Origin of the sequence: Phaeobacter sp. JH20_34 (assembly GCF_048056095.1) — a bacterium.
GTDB classification, from domain to species: Bacteria; Pseudomonadota; Alphaproteobacteria; order Rhodobacterales; family Rhodobacteraceae; genus Phaeobacter; species Phaeobacter bryozoorum.
On record NZ_JAYMWT010000004.1, the window covers coordinates 1,076,646 to 1,101,549 of the forward strand.

General features: G+C 62.3%; 24 protein-coding genes. 12 read left to right on the forward strand and 12 right to left on the reverse strand.

Annotated elements, in window-relative coordinates; genetic code table 11:
• The first annotated feature begins 22 nt into the window (after nucleotides 1-22).
• Together chrA and VWZ81_RS06670 are read left to right on the forward strand one after the other, a co-directional pair.
• Nucleotides 23-1,330 (forward strand): chromate efflux transporter, encoded by a 1,308-nt coding sequence (gene chrA, locus VWZ81_RS06665; RefSeq protein WP_416542362.1) that lies wholly within the window; start codon nucleotides 23-25, stop codon nucleotides 1,328-1,330.
• A gap of 136 nt (nucleotides 1,331-1,466) precedes the next feature.
• A complete protein-coding gene (locus VWZ81_RS06670) occupies nucleotides 1,467-1,943 on the forward strand; it encodes an SspB family protein (RefSeq protein ID WP_416538673.1) in 477 nt (158 codons plus the stop codon).
• 231 nt (nucleotides 1,944-2,174) lie between these two features.
• On the opposite strand, the gene VWZ81_RS06675 is transcribed toward VWZ81_RS06670, so the two are convergent.
• Complete coding sequence (locus tag VWZ81_RS06675) at nucleotides 2,175-2,717, reverse strand: hypothetical protein (RefSeq protein WP_340545404.1); 543 nt, start codon at nucleotides 2,715-2,717, stop codon at nucleotides 2,175-2,177.
• Nucleotides 2,718-3,029: 312 nt separating this feature from the next.
• Here VWZ81_RS06675 and fumC point away from each other — a divergent pair, with 312 nt between their 5' ends.
• Genes fumC through VWZ81_RS06695 form a run of 4 tightly spaced genes read left to right on the forward strand, consistent with a single transcriptional unit; the run spans nucleotide 3,030 to nucleotide 5,011 of the window.
• Nucleotides 3,030-4,424 (forward strand): class II fumarate hydratase, encoded by a 1,395-nt coding sequence (gene fumC / locus VWZ81_RS06680; protein WP_340545403.1) that lies wholly within the window; start codon nucleotides 3,030-3,032, stop codon nucleotides 4,422-4,424.
• Nucleotides 4,424-4,603 carry a DUF4169 family protein gene (locus VWZ81_RS06685; RefSeq protein ID WP_340545402.1) on the forward strand — a complete coding sequence of 60 codons (180 nt, stop codon included), beginning with the start codon at nucleotides 4,424-4,426 and terminating at the stop codon, nucleotides 4,601-4,603. Before fumC ends, VWZ81_RS06685 begins: the two co-directional genes overlap by 1 nt.
• Nucleotides 4,596-4,814: a ribbon-helix-helix domain-containing protein gene (locus VWZ81_RS06690; protein ID WP_029601902.1), complete on the forward strand. Its 219-nt coding sequence runs from the start codon at nucleotides 4,596-4,598 to the stop codon at nucleotides 4,812-4,814. The genes VWZ81_RS06685 and VWZ81_RS06690 overlap by 8 nt, the downstream gene beginning before the upstream one ends.
• Before the next feature lie 29 nt (nucleotides 4,815-4,843).
• The gene (locus tag VWZ81_RS06695; RefSeq protein WP_416542363.1) at nucleotides 4,844-5,011 is read left to right on the forward strand and encodes a hypothetical protein; all 168 of its coding nucleotides are present in this window, start codon (nucleotides 4,844-4,846) and stop codon (nucleotides 5,009-5,011) included.
• A 47-nt stretch (nucleotides 5,012-5,058) separates the two neighbouring features.
• On the opposite strand, the gene VWZ81_RS06700 is transcribed toward VWZ81_RS06695, so the two are convergent.
• From VWZ81_RS06700 to VWZ81_RS06710, 3 genes are all read right to left on the reverse strand, one after another.
• Entirely contained in the window at nucleotides 5,059-6,495 is a 1,437-nt protein-coding gene (locus VWZ81_RS06700; protein WP_416542364.1) for a cytochrome P450, read from the reverse strand.
• Nucleotides 6,495-7,745 (reverse strand): hypothetical protein, encoded by a 1,251-nt coding sequence (locus tag VWZ81_RS06705; protein WP_416542365.1) that lies wholly within the window; start codon nucleotides 7,743-7,745, stop codon nucleotides 6,495-6,497. Before VWZ81_RS06705 ends, VWZ81_RS06700 begins: the two co-directional genes overlap by 1 nt.
• 244 nt (nucleotides 7,746-7,989) lie before the next feature.
• Nucleotides 7,990-8,742 carry a cytochrome c biogenesis CcdA family protein gene (locus VWZ81_RS06710; RefSeq protein ID WP_416536090.1) on the reverse strand — a complete coding sequence of 251 codons (753 nt, stop codon included), beginning with the start codon at nucleotides 8,740-8,742 and terminating at the stop codon, nucleotides 7,990-7,992.
• 93 nt (nucleotides 8,743-8,835) lie between these two features.
• On the opposite strand from VWZ81_RS06710, the gene VWZ81_RS06715 reads away from it, so the two are divergent.
• A complete protein-coding gene (locus VWZ81_RS06715) occupies nucleotides 8,836-9,069 on the forward strand; it encodes a sulfurtransferase TusA family protein (protein WP_340545398.1) in 234 nt (77 codons plus the stop codon).
• 82 nt (nucleotides 9,070-9,151) lie between these two features.
• Here VWZ81_RS06715 and VWZ81_RS06720 read toward each other — a convergent pair whose 3' ends face one another.
• The 7 genes from VWZ81_RS06720 to purC form a co-directional block, all read right to left on the reverse strand.
• Nucleotides 9,152-9,574 (reverse strand): DUF4440 domain-containing protein, encoded by a 423-nt coding sequence (locus VWZ81_RS06720; RefSeq protein WP_416542367.1) that lies wholly within the window; start codon nucleotides 9,572-9,574, stop codon nucleotides 9,152-9,154.
• A gap of 75 nt (nucleotides 9,575-9,649) precedes the next feature.
• Entirely contained in the window at nucleotides 9,650-12,565 is a 2,916-nt protein-coding gene (locus VWZ81_RS06725; RefSeq protein WP_416542368.1) for an Rne/Rng family ribonuclease, read from the reverse strand.
• Nucleotides 12,566-13,130: 565 nt separating this feature from the next.
• The gene (locus VWZ81_RS06730; protein WP_340545395.1) at nucleotides 13,131-14,468 is read right to left on the reverse strand and encodes a sigma-54 dependent transcriptional regulator; all 1,338 of its coding nucleotides are present in this window, start codon (nucleotides 14,466-14,468) and stop codon (nucleotides 13,131-13,133) included.
• 29 nt (nucleotides 14,469-14,497) lie between these two features.
• Complete coding sequence (locus tag VWZ81_RS06735; RefSeq protein ID WP_340545394.1) at nucleotides 14,498-16,267, reverse strand: ATP-binding protein; 1,770 nt, start codon at nucleotides 16,265-16,267, stop codon at nucleotides 14,498-14,500.
• A gap of 37 nt (nucleotides 16,268-16,304) precedes the next feature.
• Nucleotides 16,305-16,973 carry a phosphoribosylformylglycinamidine synthase subunit PurQ gene (purQ, locus tag VWZ81_RS06740; protein WP_340545393.1) on the reverse strand — a complete coding sequence of 223 codons (669 nt, stop codon included), beginning with the start codon at nucleotides 16,971-16,973 and terminating at the stop codon, nucleotides 16,305-16,307.
• Nucleotides 16,970-17,203: a phosphoribosylformylglycinamidine synthase subunit PurS gene (gene purS / locus VWZ81_RS06745; RefSeq protein WP_416536096.1), complete on the reverse strand. Its 234-nt coding sequence runs from the start codon at nucleotides 17,201-17,203 to the stop codon at nucleotides 16,970-16,972. Before purS ends, purQ begins: the two co-directional genes overlap by 4 nt.
• 102 nt (nucleotides 17,204-17,305) lie before the next feature.
• On the reverse strand, nucleotides 17,306-18,067 hold the full coding sequence (gene purC / locus VWZ81_RS06750) for a phosphoribosylaminoimidazolesuccinocarboxamide synthase (protein WP_340545391.1): 762 nt from the start codon (nucleotides 18,065-18,067) through the stop codon (nucleotides 17,306-17,308).
• A gap of 280 nt (nucleotides 18,068-18,347) precedes the next feature.
• Here purC and VWZ81_RS06755 point away from each other — a divergent pair, with 280 nt between their 5' ends.
• From VWZ81_RS06755 to bmt, 3 genes are all read left to right on the forward strand, one after another.
• A complete protein-coding gene (locus VWZ81_RS06755; RefSeq protein ID WP_340545390.1) occupies nucleotides 18,348-18,665 on the forward strand; it encodes a DUF1476 domain-containing protein in 318 nt (105 codons plus the stop codon).
• Nucleotides 18,666-18,778: 113 nt separating this feature from the next.
• Nucleotides 18,779-20,935: a phosphatidylglycerol lysyltransferase domain-containing protein gene (locus VWZ81_RS06760; protein WP_416542369.1), complete on the forward strand. Its 2,157-nt coding sequence runs from the start codon at nucleotides 18,779-18,781 to the stop codon at nucleotides 20,933-20,935.
• 89 nt (nucleotides 20,936-21,024) lie between these two features.
• A complete protein-coding gene (gene bmt, locus VWZ81_RS06765) occupies nucleotides 21,025-22,041 on the forward strand; it encodes a betaine--homocysteine S-methyltransferase (protein ID WP_416542370.1) in 1,017 nt (338 codons plus the stop codon).
• 86 nt (nucleotides 22,042-22,127) lie between these two features.
• Here bmt and VWZ81_RS06770 read toward each other — a convergent pair whose 3' ends face one another.
• Nucleotides 22,128-23,234 carry a PA0069 family radical SAM protein gene (locus tag VWZ81_RS06770; RefSeq protein ID WP_416542371.1) on the reverse strand — a complete coding sequence of 369 codons (1,107 nt, stop codon included), beginning with the start codon at nucleotides 23,232-23,234 and terminating at the stop codon, nucleotides 22,128-22,130.
• Between the two features lie 222 nt (nucleotides 23,235-23,456).
• Between VWZ81_RS06770 and VWZ81_RS06775 the strand changes: the two genes are divergently transcribed.
• Both VWZ81_RS06775 and VWZ81_RS06780 read left to right on the forward strand, forming a co-directional pair.
• The gene (locus tag VWZ81_RS06775; RefSeq protein ID WP_340545386.1) at nucleotides 23,457-24,158 is read left to right on the forward strand and encodes a corrinoid protein; all 702 of its coding nucleotides are present in this window, start codon (nucleotides 23,457-23,459) and stop codon (nucleotides 24,156-24,158) included.
• 1 nt (nucleotide 24,159) lies between these two features.
• Nucleotides 24,160-24,885 carry a DUF1638 domain-containing protein gene (locus tag VWZ81_RS06780; RefSeq protein ID WP_416542372.1) on the forward strand — a complete coding sequence of 242 codons (726 nt, stop codon included), beginning with the start codon at nucleotides 24,160-24,162 and terminating at the stop codon, nucleotides 24,883-24,885.
• Nucleotides 24,886-24,904: the final 19 nt, after the last annotated feature.

A 24,904-nucleotide genomic window follows, 5' to 3' on the forward strand; every position in this document is an offset into this window, starting at 1 on the left:
GCGTCCAGCCAATGGTGCGCCTATGACCGACATGTCCGCAGACCCCGAGATTAGCCCAGTCCCCCCCCAGATCGCGATGGCGGATCTGATCCGGGTGTTTGGCCGCATTGGGCTGCTGTCCTTTGGCGGGCCAGCGGCGCAGATTGCATTGATGCACAAGGAGCTGGTCGAGGATCGCCCCTTGCTGAGCGAGGCCGGATTTCTGCGTGCGCTGTCGTTCTGCATGATGTTGCCGGGACCGGAAGCGATGCAGCTGGCCACCTACGCCGGCTGGCGGCTGCGCGGTGGCATCGGCGGGCTGATTGCAGGGCTGTTGTTTGTCCTGCCGGGCGCGCTGGTGATCGCCGCCCTGGTCTTTCTATACGTGAACTTTGGCACCCAACCTGTTGTTCAGGCGGCTTTCCTCGGCATCAAGGCAGCGGTGGTCGCGATTGTCCTTCAGGCGCTGCAACGGCTGGGAAAGAAGGCGCTGCATGGTGTCACCGATTATGGGCTGGCGGCTTTTGGCTTTGTTGCGCTGTTCCTGTTCGGGCTGCCGTTTCCGCTGGTGGTGCTGGCGGCTGCGCTGATCGGCGCGCTGGGGGCCCGGCACGCGCCCCCCTCTCCCGCCGGGCCGATCGGTCACGGGCCCGAGGCCGCAGCACCGTTCTGGTCGACACTGCTGATCTGGGGCGGGCTCTGGCTGCTGCCGCTGGCTGCTTTGAGCCTGTTCGGCCCGCAGCTGCTGGCGGATATCGGCTGGTTCTTTGCCAAGTTGGCGGTTGTCACCTTTGGCGGAGCCTATGCGGTTCTGGCCTATATGTCGCAGACGGTGGTCGGGCAGTACCAGTGGATCGATACCGGCCAGATGATTGATGCGCTGGGGCTGGCGGAAACCACACCGGGGCCGCTGATTCTGGTGACGCAATTTGTGGCGATGCTGGCCGGTGCGCTGGCCTCCGGGGCATGGATGGCGATTGCGGCCGGGCTGGTCGCGCTTTGGGCGACCTTTCTGCCCTGTTTTCTGTGGATCTTTCTCGCGGCTCCACATGTGGAGCGGATTGCCAGCCATCCCCGGCTGGGCGCTGCGCTGCGCGCAATCACCGCGGCCGTGGTCGGCGTCATCCTGAACCTGTCGGTCTGGTTTCTGCTGCATGTGCTGTTTCGCGAAATTGCGGTTCTGGAACTGCCCGCGCTCACCCTGATGATGCCAGTCATGGCCAGCCTGAATGTCAGCGCTGCGCTTTTGGTGCTGGCCGCACCGGTGGTGGCGCTGGCCTGCGGTGGACGACTGGCGCTGATACTGCCGGTGATGGGCGGACTTGGCATCCTTCTGGCGCAGGTCATCTGAGCAACGCAATCCCAGCGCAAATGTCGGGCATTCCCCTGCTAGTGTCAGAAATTATTTACGAATCCCTAACGAGCGGGCCTTTAGTTTCCGGTAGAAATCCGTATTCTGAAACCAATAGAGACTTAAGGGTATCGGAATGTCCCGCGAAATTGACTATGGAAATCTGATGCATTCGGCCATGCGTGGTCTGATCCGATCTGTACTGGATGGGGTGGCTGAACACGGGCTGCCCGGAAATCATCATTTTTTCATCACCTTCGACACCTCGCACCCCGATGCGGAGCTGGCAGATTGGCTGTCGGATCGCTACCCTGGCGAGATGACCGTGGTCATGCAGCACTGGTTCGACAATCTGGAGGTCGGCGAGGACGGCTTTGCCATCACGCTGAATTTCGGCGATGCGCCGGAGCCTCTCTATATCCCCTATGACGCCATCAAGACCTTTGTCGATCCCTCGGTTGAGTTCGGCCTGAGGTTTGAGACGCCAGAGGATGACGACGACGCCGAAGAGATGATTGCCGAACTGGACGACGGCATCGAGATCGAGGTCGACGAAGACCCGGACGCGAAGAAGGCCGCCGACGTAGTATCGTTGGACAGTTTCCGCAAGTAACACGCGGTTCCACGCGCCCATTCATTCACATCTGACCGCTAAGGTTCGTGAACCGGTGCTTGCATCGGTGCGCTCCTGTGGGGCCACTGAATGGGCCGCGATAGACTGTGTCCCGTGCGGTGCAGCCCTGACATGCCCCGTAGCCGCGCCTGTTCGACGCCGCCCGTGACGCCTTAGCTTTGCGCCGCAAGAGACTGTTAATAAAATATTTCCCCGGATCCGTCGCGGCGGTCAGTGACGTTCGAGGAAAGTTTTCAGCTCTTTGCGCGGCAACCCGTTGCGATGAGAGGAATAGACCAGATCCAGCCCGCCCTCTGCCAATGTCCGGTCATATTGCTGCATCTCGTAGTCGCCATTGGGGCCGATGAACATCGAGAAGACCGTCAGCGTATCGCCCACGATGCGGCCCCAGACATAGGGTTCGCCCTTCATCGGATCGAGCTGCACGGTATGGCCAAACACATTGCGCTTCATCGCGGCGGCAAAGATATCGTCCCGCTCAGTCGGCTGGAATTCGACACTATAGGACTTGGTCTTGCGCCGCCCGTCCTTCTTCAGTGAGGTGGTTGTCCATTGCACGTAGAAGCCTTCATCGCTTTTGGCGATCGGGCCGATCTGCACGGTGGCATCACGGTGTTCCTCGCTGCCGTCAGCGTTGGGCACCACCAGAGAGCCCTGATAGCGGCCAAAGAATGGCCGCACATCAGCGGCCAGCGCCTGCCCGGCAAAGATCACGATCAGCGCAAGTGTCAGAAACCCGGCCTGAAGACGCATCTGCAGCCGTGATACACACCGCGTCGCCGCCTCGGGCGTGCAGTGGCGCCTGCCCTGTGAGATGGCCAAAGATGGCTGCAATGGTCGGTGTCTGAGCACAGGCGGATCCTTCGGTTTGGGCTGACGTCGGATTGTCTGAGCCTAATCTAGCGGTCTTCTGCCCCGGTGCAATGGCTCATCCCGCATTGGCCTCTATACCTCGGGTGCGGAATGGCTATGCTGCGCGAAACTGCGCAATTGCCTCGTGGTCCGGCACGGGGTAGACGGCATACCAACGCATACATTTAGTCATCATCAGACGGAGAGAGACTTATGTCCGATACCCGCACCGAAACCGACAGCTTCGGTCCGCTTGAGGTCCCTGCAGACAAGTACTGGGGCGCTCAGACCCAGCGCTCGATCATGAACTTCCCTATTGGCTGGGAAAAACAGCCCGTCGCCATCGTGCGCGCGCTGGGGGTGATCAAACAGGCCTGCGCCATGGCCAACAAGGCATCGGGCGCGCTGGATGCGACGCTGGCGGATGCCATCATCCAGGCTGCGGGCGAAGTGATCGAGGGCAAGTTCGATGACAACTTCCCGCTGGTGGTCTGGCAGACCGGGTCCGGCACCCAGTCCAACATGAACTCCAACGAGGTGATCGCCAACCGCGCCATCGAGATCCTCGGCGGCACCATCGGCTCCAAGGATCCGGTGCATCCGAATGATCACTGCAACATGGGCCAGTCCTCAAACGACACCTTCCCCACCGCGATGCATATCGCCACCGCGATGATGGTGCGCGACGTGCTGGTGCCGGGGCTGACGAAACTGGCCGAAGGGCTGGAAGCCAAATCCGAGGCCTTCAAGGATATCATCAAGATTGGCCGCACCCATACGCAGGATGCCACCCCGCTGACGCTGGGCCAGGAATTCGGCGGCTACGCCCATCAGATCCGTCAGGGTCTGGCCCGGGTCGAGGCGGCGATGCCCGGCATCTACGAGCTGGCACAGGGCGGCACCGCCGTTGGCACCGGACTGAACACGCAAAAAGGCTGGGGCGAGACGGTCGCTGCCAACATGGCCGAGATCACTGGCCTGCCGTTTGTCACCGCGCCGAACAAGTTCGAGGCACTGGCCGCCCATGACGCCATGGTGTTCCTGTCCGGCGCGCTCGCGACCATTGCGGGCAGCTGTTACAAGATCGCCAATGACATCCGCTTCCTCGGCTCCGGCCCGCGCTCCGGCCTTGGCGAGCTGATCCTGCCAGAGAATGAGCCGGGATCGTCGATCATGCCGGGTAAGGTGAACCCGACCCAAGCAGAGGCGCTGACCCAGGTTGCCGCCCACGTGATGGGCAATGATGCCGCGATCAAATTCGCAGGCTCGCAGGGCCATTTCGAGCTGAACGTCTACAACCCGATGATGTCCTACAACCTACTGCAGTCGATCCAGCTCCTGGGCGATGCGGCGGACAGCTTCACCGAGCGGATGCTGAACGGCATCGAGGCCAATGAGCCGCGCATCGACAAGCTGATGAAGGAATCGCTGATGCTGGTCACCGCGCTGGCGCCGACGATTGGCTATGACAATGCCACCAAGGTTGCCAAGACCGCCCACAAGAACGGCACCACGCTGAAGGAAGAGGCCATTGCGCTTGGCTTTGTGGATGAGGCGACATTTGACGCGGTGGTGCGGCCTGAGCAGATGATCGGTCCCAAGGGCTGATGGTGAAACCGGTCAATCTGAACCGGTATCGCAAAGACAAGGCGCGGGCCGAGAAAAAGGCCCGCGCTGACCGAAACGCCGTGACCTATGGCCGGACCAAAGCCGAGAAGGATCTCGACAAGGCGCGCAATGCGCAGGAGATCGACCGGCTGGATAAGCACCGGCGCGACGATGACTAACCGGCCCAGAAAACACTCTCTGACGCTGCGGGGCCACCGCACCTCGGTCTCGCTGGAAGATGAATTCTGGCAGGCCTTCCGCGAGATTGCAGCCGAAGACGGGCGCGCCATCAATGATCTGGCCGCCGAGATCGACGAAACGCGCGGCGTGGATTGCGGTCTGGCCTCGGCCATCCGCCTGCATGTCTTGCGACGCTTAAGGTCACGTTAATCAGGGCTTGGGATCGTATCGCCATACCGATGCCCGCCCCGCCTACCACCGACAGCCGCCAGAAGCGCGACATCGAACGGCTGCTGGGTTGGGAGCATTTTCGGCGCGAGCTGAAACGCAGGGGCGTTCACGCGGTTGAAAACGTAAGTCAGGTGATCCTCTTTTGCCATCAGGACGCAATGCGCATCATTCAGTGACGCAAATGTCCAGACGAAATTTGCCAATAAAATTCGAATTTTCTTGGCTAGCGCGGTGTCAGCTGCAGCCAGATCCCGTTCTTTGACCGAACTGTCAGATGGGCCACCGGGATCGGCTCTTTGCCTGATACCGGCGTCACCCGAAACCTTCGCAGGATCATCGACAGGATCAGCGGCCCCTCGACCATGGCAAACCCCGCGCCGGTACAGACGCGTGGTCCGGCCGAAAAGGGGATATAAGCCTCGCGCTGACAGGTCTTGCCATTCTCGGTCTGCCACCGCCCCGGATCAAACCCGTCCGGGTTCTCCCAGAGCCGCGTATGGCGGTGCAGGTGCCAGGGGCTGAGCACGACCTGAGCGCCCTTTGGCAGGGTGCGGCCACGAAATTGCTGCGGACAGGTCGTCTCGCGCACCATCATCGGCACCGGCGGGTAAAGCCGCAGCGCCTCGCGGAATACATCACGGCTGACCCTGAGCTTGCCCACTTCCGCGAAACTGTCGAGTGACAGATCCTGAGCCTCCGCCGCGATCCTGTCCTGCCAGTCGGGCGCAAGGGCCACCAGATAGAGTGCCCAGGCCAGGGCGGAGGCACTGGTTTCATGCCCGGCCAGAAAAAAAATCGCGACCTGATCGACCATTTCCTGGGTTGAGAACAGATCTCCGGTTTCGGGATCCGCCGTAGTCATGATCTTGGTGGCCAGATCATCCGGGGCGCCGCCTGCCGCGATGGTCGCCATCCGCTGTTGGGTGAGATCGGTGATCAGAGCCCGGATCCGCGCGGCGTTGCGGCGTGTGGCAAGGCGGTGAAACCGCGGCATCCAGCGCGGCAGCGGCACCAAGGCGGCAATATTGAGGATCGGCTGCGCCTGTTGATAGGCCCGAAAGCGATGAAAGACCTCCTGCGCCATATGATGCTCTATCGGGATCGAAAACAGCGTGCGAAAGATCACATCGGCCGCCGCGTGAGAGGTCACGGATTCGATTTCAACCGGGTGGCCGGGGGTTTCGCGCTGTTGATCGGTGAGTCGCGCCACCGCGGCCTCGGCGGCGTCATGGATGGCCGGATAGATCTGGCGCAGGCGGCCACCTTCAAACGCCGGGTCAATGATCCGGCGCTGGCGCTTCCAGACCTCGCCATTGGTCAGAAACACCGAATTCCCGAGCAGCGGGCGCAGCCCCTCGCTGATGCGGCTGGATTTCGGGAAGCTCTCCGGGCGCTGTTTCAGCACCGTATCAACCAGATCCGGCTGATTGACCAGATAAGAGCGAAAGAAGGGTGTGCGAAACTCTGCCATCCAGGCGCGGTAGAGTTTGGCGGGCTGTGCCGATAGAAGATCGGCGCGAAACAGCCGCAGATAGCGCCAGAGCGAGACCTTGTCGGCGCGCGCGGGCGGCTTGGGCGGAGTTACCGTTGATCCTGCGGAACCAGGCGCCGAGCCGGGTATGGCTGTGGTTGGATCTGACGTTTTGCCTTTGCCCGCCATCAGTCCCCCAACGAGGTATATTTGGACGCGGTGACATCAATCCGGGACCGCGAGGGGTTGCGGTTGCGATAGCGGCTTTCGAGCGTCCTTGGCCCTGCCGTGATCTGAAAATAATCGTAATCCCCCGGCTGGTCGAAGGCGCAGAGATATTGAAAATGCAGCCGGAAAAACCGCCACCGCAGCGCGGCCCATCGTTCCGGGCTGAGGGTCTGGGTAAAGGCCGCCGAGATCACCAGCGGCCAGCGTTTTGTCGCGGGAGCAACGCCGCTCACGGCAACCGGATCACAAAGCGCAAAGGCACAGCCATCTCCCGGCGCGGTGACATCCACCCAGCACAGATCCCCGCGCCCGGACAGGTCGTGCAGATCACGGCGCAGCCGATGTGCCTCGGGCAGGAAGGAGACCATCGGGACCACCTGGCCGAGGCTCAGAAAGCCGAGGGTGGCATGACGTCCGGCCAGCCCGCTGCGCTGCACATCGGCCAGTACGCTGACCCCGATATAGGCGCCGGAGGAATGACCGACGACCAGCACCTCGTCATAGCTGGGGTCACTCAGGGCGACGGCAACCTCCCCGGCGAATTGTGCAATACGCTGCCCCAGTTCGGGCGCATAGGCGCCGCGCAGCGCGGCGGAATGGGCGTAATCATGCATCAGGTAATAGGCAAACAGCCGACCGTCCTGACGCCGGAACCAGCGCATCAGCGCCGCCGCCGCAATCAGCCCCAACGCCCAGAACACCACCGCTGCCGCCGCAGCAGCCCAGCCCGCGGAGAGACCAAGCCAGGCAACAGCGCCCTGCCCGAGCCGGGCGATGGTCACGGCAAGCAGACAGGCAAGCACCAGCTGAAGCAGCAGCATACCCACAGGATAAAGCGCCGCGATCACCGGACCTTTGCGCAGCCACATGAGCCGCCGCAAGGTGCCGGTGGAGATATAGATCCAGGCGGTGCGCAGCATCTGCCAATAGGTCTGCGCAATCGACGGCGCCATGCTGCCCTGAACAATGTCCGACCAGATCAGCACATCAACATCGGTGTGGACCTCGCAGCCCTCGATCTGTGCGGTGACCTGCCAGCCGAACCCGGGTGTTGCGGCAGCTGCCGGCGGTCTCTCAGATCGGGGCGAAAGCGACAACTGGTAGCCGGAAATCTCCGCCTGCCGTGCGCCCTCCGTCCGGTAGAGCTCGCGGTAGCGGCGCGGTGGCATCGGATCATAGCCGGGGATGTAGAACAGCTTGCGGCGGCGCACGGGCGGATCCTGCCCGTCGCACGGGGAGGCGCCACTCTTTTGCGCATCGGGCTTGCCAACGGCGGATGTCTTGGTTGTTTGCTCTTGCACGGACTGCGCGACCCGATTTGCCTGTTTGTCGTCGCGCCAGCTTAGCGGTGCCTTACAAAAAGAGTAAGCCCCGCCGGACCTCTGTCAGACGGGGCGATCTCGGGCGGGGATATCGTGGCAACGGCGCAAAGCGACCGCCAGCCCGGACCGCAGGTTAGCCGAGGGTGGCCAGCGCCGGGAAGGTCTCAAGCAGCCAGAAAGAGAACTCAGAGAACAGGCCGGTGACCAGCATGAACCCGACAACAATCAGCAGCAGGCCCATGAACTTCTCGATCACCCCCATGTAGGGTTTGATCCGGTTCATCAGGACCATCGACCGGGTCAGGAAGATCGCCGCCAACAGGAACGGCACGCCAAGACCAAGCGCGTAGATCCCGAGCAGCAGCGTACCGCGCGCCACCGATGCCTCGGTCGCCGCCAGCGAAAGAATGGCACCGAGCTGCGGGCCGATACAGGGCGTCCAGCCAAAGGCAAAGGCGAGCCCGAGAATATAGGCCCCCACGGCCGAGCCGCCGGATTGATCGGTTTCCATCCGCGCCTCGCGGTCAAGGATCGGAATGCGGAAAACCGACAGGAAATGCAGGCCGAAAATGATTACAACAACGCCTGAGATCTGCGCAAAGAGTTCCTGATTCTGCAGCACAAAGGCACCAAAAGCCGAGGCCGTGAACCCAAGCAGCAGAAACACCGTCGACAGCCCCATGACAAAGAACAGCGCCGCGACGATGGCCTTGCGCCGGGCATGGGTCGTGCCCTGGATCTCGCCAATGGAAACGCCGCTCATATAGGCCAGATAAGGTGGCACGATGGGCAGCACACAGGGCGACAGAAAGCTGATCAATCCAGCCGTCAGCGCCACCAGCATGGCAGGGATCAGCCCTGCGTCGATGATTTCAATACCAAACATGCCCAATCCTTAGACCAGCCTCTTGCAAAGGTCACGGGGGGCGCCGGTCACAACCTTGTGGACAGGATGAAACAACCGGATTATCTGCAAGGTATGACCGACACCAAAGAGACTCTGGACGCAATCGGGCTGCTGTGCCCCCTGCCCGTACTGAAGGCGCGCAAACGCCTGAAACCATTGGCCTCTGGCATGGTTCTGGAGGTTCATGCCGACGATCCGGCAGCGGTGGTGGATATCCCGCATTTCTGTCATGAGGCGGGCCATGAGCTGCTGGAAATCCGCGACAATCCGAAGCATCAGACCTATCTGATCCGCAAAGGCGGCTGAGCCTATCAGCCCGTGCAACCCTCTGTTCGGGGTACGGACACGGACAGGCTGCGCGCCTGGGCAGGCTGGTGATCGCCAGCGCCTAGGGGAGCGGGTTTTCCGCCCCCTCTGGCAGGGCCTCGGTGTCCTGACTGAAGATATTGATCCAGACCGCATCGACGCGCTGCCAGATTGAACTGACATACATTGCGGCGGCCTCTGCATCCCCGCCGGTCTGGTCCGGGCGGGCATAGGTGGCACGATAGGCGAGCATCGCGCAATCGGGTGCCAACGACAGGACGCGCGCCTGCTCAAGTCTGAACCATGCTACTGTGGGTCCGTTGGCCAGTTGTTCGCAATGATCGTCGCGCCCGGCAAAGCCGCTGGGGTAGACGCCCAGAAACTGCGGATGCAGCGCGGCGCGGTCTGCGGCAACATCACCCCGCTGCAACGCCGTCCAGACGGCGGTTTCCGCCGCCAGCAGCTGATCCAATAACGGATCCATCACGGGGGGCTCGCTCTGCATGGAGGTGCTCCTGATGTCTTGAGGCCTGACATGAAAAAGGCGGGCTAAACGCCCGCCTTTCTTTGGTTTTGCTGATCAGCTGCCAACCGACCACCAGCCGCGCCGCTTGGGCTTGGGCGGGCTGACTGGCTCCGCCTCTGCGCCTGCCAGCGCAGGTTCGGCCTGGTCCTCAGGCGCCGCTTCGCTAGGCGCTTCGGCAGCGGTCTCCGTCGGCGCCTCGACGTGATCTGCCGCCACATCCTGCGCCGTCGCCTCATCGGTCTCGATCGGGTCGGCCGTTGCCGGTTCGGCTGGAACCTCCTGCGCGGCGGTCGGCTCAACCTCCGCAGCGTCTGGCTGTTCGGGTGTGGAGACGGTGTCTGCCGCTTGGGTTTCTTCCACCGGAGCCGCCCCGTTGAGAGCTGCTGCTGGTGTGGGTGCCACCTCCTCCTCGGTCGGGGCCTCCACAGACGCCTCCTCTGCCGTCGCCTGCTCATCCGAAGGCTCCGGGGCGGGATCCGCCTCCTCTGCGCCGGCTTCGGCCGGTGTCTCACCATCGGCTGCCACGGTCTCATCGGTCTTCTTCTTGCGGCTGCGCGAACGGGTGCGGGTGCGGGTGCGTTTCTTCACCTCGCCCTCACCCTCCTCGGGTGCGGCGTCCTTGCCTTCGGCGGCATCAGCTTTGTCGTCGCTGTCGTCTGCGTCGCCATCTGCCGAGTCTGCGGCCTTCTGGTCATCAGATTTCGCATCCGCCTGAGCGTCGCCGTTGGTCTCATCGCCCTCACCGCCGGAGGACTTCCGCCGCCGCCGACGACGACGCTTGCGCTTGGGTTTGTTGTCCCCATCGCCCTCGTCGCCAGAGGCTTGGGTCTCTGCGACATCCGCGTCATTGGTATCGGTCTCGACCTCATCATCGGCCTCCTCGGCCGCCTCGTCGGCGTCGACCTGATCCATGATCGAGGTATCAACGGATACCACCGGCGTCGTGACAACAGGAACCACACGCGAGGCGGTCTTGAACTTCTCGAGCGAGAAATCCGGGCTGACCAGATGCGGGTCACCCTCGATCCGCACGGACAGGCCATAACGGGTTTCGATCTGGGCGATATGCTCGCGTTTCTGGTTCATCAGATAGTTGGCAATGCTGACCGGGCAGCGCACCAGCACCTCGCGGGAACGACGGCGGGTGCCCTCTTCCTCGATCTGGCGCAGGATCGACAGCGCCAGCGAGTCATCCGACCGGATCAGACCGGTGCCGTGACAATGCGGGCACGGCGCGGTGGTCGCCTCGATCATGCCGGGACGCAGACGCTGACGCGACATTTCCATCAGGCCAAAGCCGGAGATCCGGCCCACCTGAATACGGGCGCGGTCGGTCTTCAGCTTGTCCTTCATGCGCTTTTCGACGGCGGCGTTGTTCTTGCGCTCGTCCATGTCGATGAAGTCGATGACGATCAGACCGGCAAGGTCACGCAGACGCAGCTGGCGCGCCACCTCTTCGGCGGCCTCCAGGTTGGTCTTGAGCGCGGTTTCCTCGATCGAGCCTTCCTTGGTGGCGCGACCGGAGTTCACGTCGATTGCCACCAGCGCCTCGGTCACGCCGATCACGATGTAACCGCCGGATTTCAGCTGAACGGTCGGATTGAACATCGCACCGAGGTAGCTTTCGACCTGGAACCGGGCAAAGAGCGGCAGCTGATCCTGATAGTTTTTCACGTTCTTGGCGTGGGACGGCATGATCATTTTCATGAAGTCCTTGGCGATGCGGTAGCCGCGTTCGCCCTCAACCAGAACCTCGTCGATCTCGCGGCTGTAGAGGTCGCGGATCGAGCGTTTGATCAGATCGCCCTCTTCGTAGATCTTAGCCGGTGCGATGGATTTCAGCGTCAGTTCGCGGATCTGCTCCCACAGGCGCTGGAGGTATTCATAGTCACGCTTGATCTCGGATTTCGTGCGTTTGGCACCGGCGGTGCGCACGATCAGCCCCGCGCCGCTCGGCACGTCCAGTTCAACCGCGATATCTTTCAGCTTTTTGCGGTCGGCGGCATTGGTGATCTTGCGCGAGATACCACCACCGCGCGCGGTGTTGGGCATCAGCACGCAGTAGCGGCCAGCCAGCGACAGATAGGTGGTGAGTGCTGCGCCTTTGTTGCCGCGCTCTTCTTTCACGACCTGAACCAGCAGGACCTGACGGACCTTGATGACTTCCTGGATCTTGTAGCGACGCGGGCGCGGTTTGCGCACCGGACGAATGTCTTCGCTGTCGTCTTCCTCGGCAACGGATTCGATATTCTCATCCTTGGCCGTCGCATCGGCAGCGGTCTCGGCATCGTCGCCGTCGTCATCGGCAGCCGCATCAGAAGCGTCTTCTGCCTCTGCCGCGAGATCGTCAGCGGAGCTGTCGTCCTGTGCTTCCGGCTCTGGCGAAGCTTCCTTCACCGCTTCTTCGACAACCACCTCTGCGGCGGCGGTCTCATTGCCGTCTGTGGCCTCGGGCACATCCGCCAGCTTGGTGTCAGCTGCGGCCATGTCATCGGTCAGGTCGATGGTTTCCATACCCGCGATGTCGGCGCCGCCTTCGCTGGCCTCCGGGCTGACATCCTTCGTCTCGACGACATCGGCGGATTTCACCTCGGCAGCCCGAGTGCGACCACGACGCGACCGCGACTGGCGCTTGGCAGGCCTTGCCTCTTCCTCGTCATCACGGGCGCGCTGTGCCTCGGCATAGGCGCGCTCTTCCTCCATCAGGGCCTCACGGTCGGCGACGGGGATCTGGTAATAGTCGGGATGAATTTCCGAAAAAGCGAGGAAGCCATGGCGGTTGCCGCCATAGTCCACAAAAGCTGCCTGCAGCGAGGGTTCGACGCGGGTTACTTTTGCGAGGTAGATATTGCCAGCGAGCTGACGTTTGTTTTCGGATTCAAAGTCAAATTCCTCAACCTTGTTTCCATCGACCACCACAACGCGGGTCTCTTCCGCGTGGGTGGCATCAATAAGCATCTTCTTTGCCATGAGTCCTTGGTGCACCTGCCGCGCACGCGCGCATCTGGCCCGTTTCCGGGCGGACGTGAACGATTGGGGTGGTGTCTTGTCTGGGCGATGTCTTGAGGCGCGCGATTGGCCCATGCAGTACAGCGGTTAGCCCCGGAACATCTGTCCGGCCCTCCTGCCTGTCTGCTGTTCTCTCTCGCGCGCGTCATCGCGTTTCTTCTCCGACAGGTGGGAATATCCGCGCCCTGCCCTGATTATATCCCTGCTGGGAAACCCCAGTCAGGTGCTAAACTGCCCCGAAATACTGCGGGGCCAATCGGTCTGACTTTGCTTTCTCGGATCTTGCCGGACAAAAACAAAGGCAGCGAATCTCATCAAGAGGGGCAGGATCACTCTAGTCCCGTCCCCATTTAGGCAGCATAAGACCTGTGGATAGGTAATGACAATGGTCATTCGTCACACCTGCAATCTAAATGCTATCCTCTTGGTTCCTAGGCTGAAAATCATGAATATTCCGTTACCGGTACGACAAGGACCGCCCCCAGGAGGGAGGCGGCCCAATCTTGGTTAACGCGCGGTTTGGCGGTCAGGACAGATAGTCGGAACGTTGCAGCCCGTATTTGGCCATCTTTTCGTTGAGCGTCCGGCGCGGCAGGCACAGCTCATCCATGACGCTGGCGATGGACCCTTTGTGGCGCCGCATGGTGTTGTCGATCAGCATCCGTTCGAAGGCTTCGACATATTCCTTCAGCGGCTTGCCTTCGGTGGTCATCACCGGTTGCATATCCTCGTGGTCCGACATCAACAGCGATGCAATGGTCCCCGAGCCACGGCGCGACTGAAGCACCGCGCGTTCGGCGATATTGATCAGCTGGCGCACATTGCCCGGCCAGGGCGCCTGCAACAGCTGCGCGGCCTCCTGGGCGCTCACCTGAGGTGCGTCACAGCCGTATTCTTCGGAAAACTGTTCGGACAGGCGGGTGAACAGCGTCAGGATATCCTCGCCGCGCTGGCGCAGTGGCGGCACGGTGATCCGAAGCGCGGCAAGCCGGTAGAACAGATCCGGGCGCAGCGCGTCTTCGCAGGTCTTGCCGGCTTCCTGCAGGTTGGAGATCGCCACGATGCGTGTCTCCCCCGGAATGCCCTGCTCATTGATGACGCTAAGCAGCTTGGCCTGGAGCGTTTCGCTCAGGGCTTCGACATCTTCCAGCACCAGGGTGCCGCCACGGGCCTCCTCAATGGCGGGGAGCGAGCTGTCTTCGGGCTGCATCGGACCGAACAGGCGTTTGGACAGCGCCTCCTCTTCCAGCGCGGCGCAGGAGACCAGCACGAATTTCTTGCCCGCCCGGCTGCCGACCGCGTGCAGCGCGTGGGCCACCAGCGTCTTGCCGGTGCCGGTTTCGCCGTCGATCAGCACATGGCCATCCGCCTGCCCCAGATCCAGGATATCCTCGCGCAGGCGCTCCATCACCGGGCTGGAGCCGATGAGTTTCTTCATGATGGTGCTGCCGTCGGAGAGCTCGCGCCGCAGCACCCGGTTGTCGAGCGTCAGGCGCCGGGCCCCGGTGGCGCGCTTGGCCAGTTCCGACATGCGATCCGGGTTAAAGGGTTTTTCGAGAAAGTCGAATGCGCCAACCCGCATCGCCTCAACCGCCATTGGCACATCACCGTGACCGGTGATCATGATAACCGGCAAGGCAGAGTCGCTGCCCATCAGTTTCTTCAGGAACTGCATCCCGTCCATGCCCGGCATCTTGATATCCGAGATGACAATCCCGGGATAATCCGGCCCCAGCACCTTTAGCGCGTCCTCGGCGCTGGCAAAGGTCTCGGTGTCATAGCCAGACAGCGCCAGCCATTGGCTGATCGACTGTCGCATATCCTGTTCATCATCGACGATCGCGATTTTCATGGCCTGTGCCATTCGCGTGCCCTCCATCCAGTGATACCGCGCTATTCCGCGGCCTCGATACCGTCCACAAGGATCGGCAGTTGCATTTCAAATACGGCGCCACCGCTCTGCCCGTTGCGGGCGGTCAGCCGACCGCCTAGGTCGTTCACGATACCCGAGGAGATGGCAAGCCCCAACCCAACCCCGTCCCCCGGCTGCTTGGTGGTGTAGAAGGGTTCAAACAGGCTGCCGAAATCCTTGATCCCCATCCCGTTGTCGCGCACCGACAGAGTGGCTGTCTCGCCCGCCGCCAGCAGGATTTCGACCTCCGGGTCTTCGACTGACTTTGTAGCATCTAGTGCGTTTCGCAACAGGTTCACCATCACCTGCTCAATCCGCATCCGATCGCCCATCACATAGACCGGTTCCTCGGGCAGGATACGGGCGATCTTGACGTGCCGCTGACGCAGCTGCGGCTCCATCATCGACAGCGAGGAGGCAAGCGCATCGCCCATATTTACGGGGCTGAACGTATCACCGCCCTTGCGCGCGTAGGACTTCAGCTGGCGGGTGATCGCGCCCATCCGTTCAATCAGATCGTCGATCCTGCCAAAGGAGGCCAGCGCCTCCTCGGGGCGGTTGCGATTGAGCAGCAGCCGCGCCCCCGCCAGATAGGTTTTCATCGCCGCCAGCGGCTGGTTCAGCTCGTGGCTGACGGCCGCCGACATCTCACCCAGAGCGGCCAGTTTCGAGCTCTGCGCGAGGCTCTGTTCGGCCACTGCGAGGGTCTCCTGCATGCGTTCGCGTTCGGCAATTTCCCGCTGTAGCCGTGCGTTCAATACGCGAAGCTCTGCCGACTCGCGCTGGAACAGCGCCATGCGCAGCGCGGTGCGACGGCTCAGCGCATAGAAAGCCAGCGCCAGCAGAATGGCGAATCCCATGATCTCAAGCGCCAAAACCGTGTTCACCCGTTCGCGGATCGACGCGTAGGTGGTGAAAGAGGTCAGCCGCCAGCCCTGAAACGGGATCCGGGATTCCAGCCGCATCACCGCTTCGCCCTGGAGATAGGCATCGGCGGGCAGCGCGGTCCAATCCGTGGTGGCCCGGATCGCCCGCTGAATGGCCCCCTCAGGGGTCTGCAATTGCAGCGCATCCGCCTCCGACAGGCCGCGCCAGCGCGACTCCGTTGCCAGAATGATGGTGCCGGTGCTGTCGGACACCATCACCGCATCCGAAATCCCTGCCCATGCGCGCTCGAACTTCTGCAGATCGACCTCCACCACGATCACCCCGAGGATGCCGGAGGTGTCGACGATGCGGCGCGAATAGGTGAAACGATAGCTGCCGACCTCGCTGCGGATCGCCGAGAACACGGTGGTTTTGGAGCGCAGCGCGTCGACGAAATAACCCGCATTGCGGTGAGTTTGGCCCAACCGGTTGCGATCGGTGGCGGCCACGGTGCGCCCGTCCTGCGCCATCAGCATGATGGAGGCGGCGCCGATTTCCTCGACAAAGGAGATCAGCCGCTGGGTCGAGAGCGAAAAATCATTCGATTGCAGCGCCGAGATCAGTGCCTGATCCCGCGCCAGCAGCTGCGGCACGATGGCGTGGCGCCCCAGCTCGCTCACCAGGTTGCCAGAGTAGAGCGCAAGACGCAGCTCAGCCCGGTTGCGGGTGCTTTCGGTGAAGCGATCGGTCAGCGCCCGATTGGTGACCCAGACGGTCACCGCAGCGACGGCCATAAGCAAGAGCAAAGCAAGACGCACCCGCCACGAGGTCGTGCGGGAGCGCGGTTTTCCAGAGGATAGGGTTGCGTCACGCGCGGCAGTCATAGGCAAAACCTAACGCAAGCCGCCGCGCATTCACAAGTCACGCCGCAGTGACTAGCCCGGCCAATGCGCGGAACACTGCCGCCCCGTCGGTGCCCCCGTGGCCTGCATCCGCAGCCCGCTCCGGGTGAGGCATCATGCCCAGAACCCGGCGGTTTTCCGACAGGATACCGGCAATATCGGCCACCGACCCATTGGGATTGTCGACATAGCGGAAGGCGACGCGGTCCTGATCCTGAAGGGCGGCGATGGTGTCGGCATCAGCATAGTAGTTGCCGTCGTGATGCGCGATCGGCACGCCGATCACATCACCTGCCGCATAGCCTTCGGTAAAGACGCTGTCGGCTGTCGCCACCTGCAGATCGACGGTGCGGCAGATGTATTTCAGGCCGGCATTGCGCAACAGCGCGCCCGGCAGCACGCCGGTTTCGGTCAGAATCTGGAAGCCGTTGCACACGCCGATGGCATAGCCACCGCGATTGGCATGATCTACAACCGCCTGGCAGATTGGAGACTGGGCGGCAATGGCGCCGCAGCGCAGATAGTCGCCATAGGAAAACCCGCCCGGCACGCCAACGATATCGACACCCTCGGGCAGCGCGCTGTCCTTGTGCCAGACCATGGAGACGTCACAGCCCGCCTGTTCAAACGCCACCGCCAGATCGCGGTCGCAGTTGGACCCGGGGAAGACAACAACAGCCGCCTTCATCCCTGCATCTCGATGCTGTAGGATTCGATCACGGTGTTGGCCAGCAGCTTTTCGCACATCGCGGTCACATCCGCCTCGGTGGCATCATCCGCCAGATCGAGGTCGATCACCTTGCCCTGACGCACGCCGCCCACCTTGTCAAAGCCCATGGCGCCAAGCGCGTGGCGCACGGCCTCGCCCTGCGGATCCAGAACCCCGTTTTTCAGCATTACATGCACGCGTGCCTTCATCGCATTTTCCCTCAGGTTTCGATGGCAAAGCCCGGATTAGGGGCCTCTAAGTTAGATAGTCAAAATCCCGCCCTTTGGTCAGGGCGGGATCCATGGATCAGGTCAGTTTACCAGCGTCGGCTTGCCGCTCGCCGGCGGGTTGTTCGGCATCACGCCCAGACGCCGGGCCACCTCGGTATAGGCGTCGGTCAGATTGCCAAGGTCGCGGCGGAACACATCCTTGTCCAGCTTCTGACCGGTTTTCATGTCCCACAGACGGCAGCTGTCGGGGCTGATTTCATCGGCGACGACCAGACGCTGGAAATCGCCGTCATAGATCCGGCCGATTTCGATCTTGAAATCCACCAGCTTGATCCCGACCGCCAGCATGACACCGGACAGGAAGTCGTTCACCCGTAGCGCGAGGCTGAGGATATCATCCATATCCTGCTGGCTGGCCCAGCCGAAGGCGGCGATATGCTCCTCGGTGACCAGAGGATCCCCCAGCGCGTCGTCCTTGTAGCAGTATTCCACAATCGGGCGCGGCAGCTGGGTGCCCTCGTCAATGCCGAGGCGTTTGGAGATCGACCCGGCCGCATAGTTGCGCACGATCACTTCCAAGGGAATGATCTCGCAGCTGCGCACCAGCTGTTCACGCATATTGAGCCGCTTCAGGAAATGGGTTGGCACGCCGATCTGCCCCAGACCTTGCATGAAGAACTCGCTCAACAGGTTGTTGAGCACGCCCTTGCCTTCGATGACATCCCGCTTTTCCGCGTTGAAAGCGGTGGCGTCGTCCTTGAAGTACTGAACGATGGTGCCCGGTTCGGGACCTTCATAAAGTGTCTTCGCCTTGCCTTCGTAGATCTTCTTGCGACGTGCCATGCGGAGCCTTTCGGGAAAAAAGCGGGAATCTCATGCCCGGGAACTGTCGCCCTCATACGGCAAGGGGGGCCGTGCCGCAAGCTTGGTCCCGGCCCGCCCGCAATCACGATTGGGGAGACGGGCTTTTCGTCCCTGCGGGCTTGCTGTGCTATGATGGCCCGGCGTGGTCGGGGAGCCACGCGGATTCTGGGATCAATTGCCCCGCCCGCCTCTTGTTGGCGCCGCGCGCCATCCACATATCACAATGATCTACGACACTTATCGCCCTGAGGGAGGATCCATGACCACTTTCGACGACCGCGAACACGCCTTTGAAGCGAAATACGCCCATGACGAGGAAATGCAGTTCAAGGCGCAGGCCCGCTGCAACAAGATGCTCGGGCTGTGGGCCGCTGGGCTGCTGGGCAAAACCGGCGCTGATGCCGAGGCCTATGCGCATGAGGTGATCAAATCCGATTTCGAGGAACCGGGGTTTGAAGATGTGCTGCGCAAGGTCAGTGCTGACCTGGAAGGTCGGGCCACCGCGGATGAGGTACGCCAGAAGCGAGCCGCCCTGCTGCCGGAGGCCAAGGACCAGGTTCTGAACGACAGCGCATGATTTTACGCGCATTTCACGCAGGACCGGCAGCGATGGGACTGGCATTAACCGGGTGACAATCCATCAGGTGTAGCGTGTCGGATGGCGACCTGCCATTTGACACAAGGATGCTGATGCCCAGCCTACTGTCCCCTGCCACCCGCATCTTTGCGCGGACTGCCGCACGCGGTCTGCGCCTGATGCTGCCTGTCGCCGTCATGATCGGCTGTCTGGCATTGCTGCAGGCCCATGTGGCGCTGCCCGATCTGGCGGAACTGCGCGGGATATTGCGCTCTCTTGCGCCGTGGCAATGGGGCGCTGCGCTGATGGCCACCGCGGTAAGCTTCTGGGCTCTGGGCCGCTATGACAGCGTTGCGCACAGGCACCTCGGGACCGGGCTGGATGGCCCGCAGGCGCGGCGCGCCGGTATGATTGCCATAGCGGTGTCGCAAACCCTTGGGTTTGGTCTGGTCACCGGCGCCTTTGCCCGCTGGCGCATGCTGACGGGGCTGCGCCCGATCCGTGCAGCCCAGCTGACCGGAATGGTCGCCATCACCTTCCTGATTGCACTGGCGGGTATCTGTGGCGGTGCCCTGATCCTGAGCCCGCCCCCGGTGTCCAGCCCATGGCTGGGATCGGCTATTCTCCTTGCAACTTTCGCCATGACCGCTGCCATGGTGGCGGTGCCGGTGGTGCGGATCGGCCGGATGACCCTGCGCTGGCCCTCGCTGATGGCGATTTCCGCGCTTGGGTTCTGGGCCATGATCGACGTGGTGGCAGCTGGCACAGCGCTGTGGCTGCTGCTGCCTGCCTCTGTCGAGCTGTCTCTTGCTGCAATGTTGCCCGCCTATTTTCTGGCGCTTGGCGTTGCGATCCTTTCCTCGGCGCCCGGCGGCGCCGGTGCATTCGAACTGGCGCTTTGCGCGATGTTGCCCGCAGATATCACCCCCGAAGTTATCGCGGCTATCCTCGGGTTTCGTCTGGTCTACTACCTGCTGCCCGCGATCATCGGCGGGATCTGCCTCGGGTGGCCTGCGCTGGCCGAACTGACACGACGATTGGCAAGCAATGCGCCCGACGCTGAGCTCTCTGGTCCCGAAGACAAGCAGGCCCTCAGCGGCAGTCGGATGCGCCCAGCCGCACAGCTGCCGCAGATCCGTCCTGTCGCCGAAACCGCCGTGATCCAGCAGAATGGCGGACATCTGCATGCTTTTGGCTTCAATCAGGTGGCGCTGCTAGACAGCCCGCAGGCCTCAATCGCGCTCTTTGGTGCGGTGAGCGGTCATCTAAGCGAACTTCTTCCCGGCCTTCACCACCATGCCAAACACCGCAATGCCGTTGCCTGCCTCTATAAGTGCACGGCCCGCGACGCGGTTGAGTGTCGCCGTGCCAGCTGGCGGGTGCTTCGGATCGCGCAGGAGGCGGTGCTTCACCCCGCGACCTTCAGAGAAACAGGCTCAAGCCGGCGCCAGCTGCGACGCAAACTCCGGCAGGCCGAAAAGGCGGGCGTCTGCGCCCTGCCCGCAGCCGCCGAGCTGCCGATTGAACAGATGAAAGCCATAGATGCCGCCTGGCAGTCCACCCACGGACAAGCCAAGGGCACGACGATGGGACGGTTTCAGGCAGAATATCTGGCACAGCAGCAGGTGTTTATCGCCTGGCATGACAAGCGCATGGTCGGCTTTGTCAGCCTTCACGCCATCGCACATGAATGGTGCCTCGATCTGGTGCGCCTGCTGCCCGATGCCCCCGATGGCACCGGCCACGCGCTGATCCGCGCGGCGCTTGCTGCGGCGGCGGAGAGCGGCGTTTCGCGCCTGTCACTCGCCGCGGTGCCCGATCATCGGTTTGCCAAGCGCCTGGATCCCGGCTTGCGCCGCTTCAAGACCAGCTTTGCCCCTACCTGGGAAGATCGCTATGTGGCCGCGCCCTCATTCCTGCACATGCTCATCGCCCTTGGCGAACTGCTGCGGCTGGTCCATCATCCTGCGCCGCTGCCCCATTGGCCCAGATCGACCGAAACCGATGGCAGCGACGACACAGCACCGCGCGATGGCGACCGTGGACCGGATGGCGAGCGGCTGAACGGCAGCGTTGCCGACACAAACGCCCGGACCGAAGAGAGCCTGTGGCGCAAATTCGAGCGCCGCGCAGCAGCTGCCCGCGCGGCCCGAAGGCAGGCCTCGGGAAGATGGTCCGACGCGGCAGATCGCGATGATCCGCCGCCCGATGGTGATCGTCTTCATAATGAAGATGAAGAAAATGAAATTGCCCTCACCCGCCGCGCATGACAGACCGGGCCATTGACACAAGCCGACCCCAGGTGCCGATAGCGGCGAGCCGCGGCCCAACAACCGACATCACCCCACAGGAACATCCCATGACAAATACTTTCACAACCCTGCTGGAAACCAAGGACGCCCTGCTTGCCGATGGGGCCACTGGTACCAATCTGTTCAATATGGGACTGCAATCCGGTGACGCGCCTGAACTGTGGAATGTGGACGAACCCAAGAAGATCACCGCGCTTTATCAGGGATCGGTCGATGCAGGCAGCGACCTGTTTCTGACCAACACCTTTGGCGGCACCGCAGCCCGGCTGAAGCTGCACGACGCGCAGCGCCGTGTGCGGGAGCTGAACATTGCCGGCGCAGAGCTGGGTCGCAATGTCGCCGATCGCTCCGAGCGTAAGATCGCGGTGGCCGGATCCGTTGGCCCGACCGGCGAAATCATGCAGCCGGTGGGCGAATTGAGCCATGCGCTGGCCGTCGAGATGTTCCATGAACAGGCCGAGGCCCTGAAGGAAGGCGGCGTTGATGTTCTGTGGCTGGAGACGATCTCCGCGCCCGAGGAATTTCGCGCCGCGGCGGAGGCGTTCAAACTCGCCGATATGCCCTGGTGCGGCACCATGAGCTTTGACACCGCAGGGCGCACCATGATGGGCGTGACCTCATCCGACATGGCGGAGCTGGTCGAGGAGTTTGATCCGGCACCGCTGGCGTTTGGCGCCAACTGCGGCACCGGTGCCTCGGATATTCTGCGCACCGTGCTTGGCTTTGCTGCGCAGGGCACCAGCCGCCCGATCATTTCCAAGGGCAACGCGGGCATTCCCAAATATGTCGATGGTCACATCCATTATGACGGCACGCCAGCCCTGATGGGCGAATATGCCGCCATGGCGCGCGATTGCGGCGCCAAGATCATTGGCGGCTGCTGTGGCACCATGCCCGATCATCTGCGCGCCATGCGCGAGGCCCTGGATACCCGCCCTCGCGGGGAGCATCCGACGCTGGAGCAGATTGTCCAGATCCTCGGGCCGTTCAGCTCAGACAGCGATGGCACCGGCGAGGATAACGCGCCCGAACGGCGCAGCCGTCGCGGCCGTCGGCGCGGGTAACACCCGCCCGAACGGCATTGCGTTTTCAGCCCGAAGCGGTCTCAGGATGGCTTCGGGCGATCACCTTCGCGGCCCTGCGACGACTTTTAGAACAGCGCCAGCTGATCCCCGGCCTGTGCCGGTTTTGCAAAGAGATCACAGCGCAGCTGAGGCGCGCGCTGCGCAAGGCCCAGCCGTTTGCACGCGGCATTGAACCGGTTGGCGATCACCGTCGCATAAGGCCCCTCGCCACGCATACGATGCCCCCAGCGCGGGTCATAGTCCCGCCCTCCGTGCATTTCGCGCAGCCGTGCCATGACTTTTTCGGCGCGCAGCGGCACATGCTCCGCCAGCCATTCCTGCCAGAGCTCCGACACGTCACGCGGCAGCCGCAGCATGATCCAGCTTGCCGCATCGGCGCCGGCATCGGCCCCGGCGGCCAGCAGCGCCTCCAGCTCATGGTCGGTCAGCCCCGGCACGACGGGCGAGGTCATGATCCGCACCGGGACACCCGCCTCAGACAGGCGCCGGATGGTCGCGAGGCGACGGGCGGGCGTCGGCGCGCGCGGCTCCATGCGGCGCGACAGCTCAGCATCCAATGTGGTGACGGAGATGCCAACCCGCACAAGGCCACGCCCGGCCATGGCCGACAGAATATCAAGATCCCGCTCAATCAGGGTCCCCTTGGTGACGATGGCGACCGGATGAGAGAACTGATCCAGCACCTCCAGACAGGCGCGGGTCAGCCCGAGATCACGCTCACACGGCTGGTAGGGGTCGGTATTGGTCCCGATGGCAATCGGCGCCACCTTGTAGCGCGGCTGCGACAGTTCGCGGCGCAACACCTCGGCGGCATTGGGGCGCGCGATCAGCCGGGTTTCGAAATCCAATCCCGGCGACAGCCCCAGATAGGCATGGCTGGGACGGGCAAAGCAATAGATGCAGCCATGTTCACAGCCGCGGTAGGTGTTGATCGAGCGATCAAATGGCAGATCGGGCGATCTATTATAGGAAATCAACGAGCGCGCCACCTCATGCCGGATATCGGTTTCGATCCTCGGCGCGCCGCCATCATCGCCGTCATCACGCGAATCCTGCAGCCCTCCCCAACCGTCATCAATGGCATCTCGCGCCAAATCAAACCGCCCTGCCGCATTGCTAAGGCTGGCGCGGGCTTTGCGACGTTGTGGAGGTGGTGGTAAGATCTCGGTCATCGGGGCATCTTGCCGCAAAGTTGAGAACAAATAAAGAACAAACGCAAGAAACCGAAGATTTCCATGCGAAATCTTCATTATTATTCCGCCATTTTTGCGCCTATACGTCGGTTCGGACCAAGGCAACGTCGCAAACAATGCAGTCTCTTGGGGTCAATCTGGACCAATACGAGTTAAACGAGGCCAAACCGGGGTCACCCCGCCCAGTCAAGGAATACACCCATGTCGGAAGACGCAGATGACATCATCCTGGCAGATCTCAATGACGAGGAACTCGTCCAGCAGATGTTCGATGACCTCTATGACGGCCTCAAGGAAGAGATCGAAGAGAGTGTCAATATTCTGCTCGAGCGCGGTTGGGCACCCTACCGGATCCTGACTGAGGCGCTGGTAGGTGGCATGACCATCGTGGGCGCCGACTTCCGCGACGGCATCCTGTTTGTGCCCGAGGTGCTGCTGGCAGCCAACGCGATGAAGGGCGGCATGGCCATCCTGAAGCCGCTGCTGGCGGAAACCGGCGCGCCGCGCATGGGCTCCATGGTGATCGGCACCGTGAAGGGCGACATTCACGACATCGGCAAGAACCTCGTCTCCATGATGATGGAAGGCGCCGGTTTCGAGGTGGTGGACATCGGCATCAACAACCCGGTCGAGAACTATCTGGAAGCTCTGGAAGAGCACAAGCCGGACATCCTCGGCATGTCGGCCCTGCTGACCACCACGATGCCCTATATGAAGGTCGTGATCGACACGATGATCGAACAGGGCAAACGCGACGATTACATCGTTCTGGTTGGCGGCGCGCCGCTGAACGAAGAATTTGGCAAGGCAATTGGCGCAGATGGCTATTGCCGTGACGCGGCTGTGGCCGTGGAAATGGCGAAGGACTTCGTTGCGCGCAAGCACAACCAGATGAGCGCCTGATTTGGCACGCAAAGGACGCGCCGCCCGCCTGACTGAGCGGGCGGCGTTCCAACCGCCCACCGGGCGGTCGCTTGAGGAAACCTCCCTCACCGAGCGGGGCCTCGCCGCACCTTTGAGAAAAACGGGCCGTATCCTGTTGATTGCCTGCGGTGCGCTGGCCCGGGAAATTCTGGCTATCAAAGATGCCAACGGGCTTGATCACATTGATCTCACCTGCCTGCCGGCCAAGCTGCACCTTTACCCCGAACAGATTGTTGATGCGGTGGACGGGGCCGTCGCCAAACATTCCCGCGTCTATGACAGCATCTATGTCGTCTATGCCGATTGCGGTACGGGGGGGGCGCTGGAGCGCAAATGCGCCGAGCTGGGTGTCGAGATGATTGCCGGCCCGCATTGCTATTCGTTCTTCGAAGGCAACGACCAATTTGCCGCCCATGGCGAGGCCGGAGAGATCACCGCCTTTTACCTGACGGATTTTCTGGTGAAGCAATTCGACGCCTTTGTCTGGCGGCCGATGGGATTGGATAAGCACCCAGAACTGCGGGACATTGTGTTCGGCAACTACACCAAGCTGGTTTACCAATCGCAGATCGATGATCCGGCACTGGTTGAGAAAGCCGAACTCTGCGCCAAGCGCATGGGGCTGGCGTTTGAACATCGCCACACCGGTTATGGGGATCTGAAAACCGCGGTGCTGGCCTGGAGCGATAAGACGGCGCGCGATTAGACCGCGCGCCGCAGGTTTA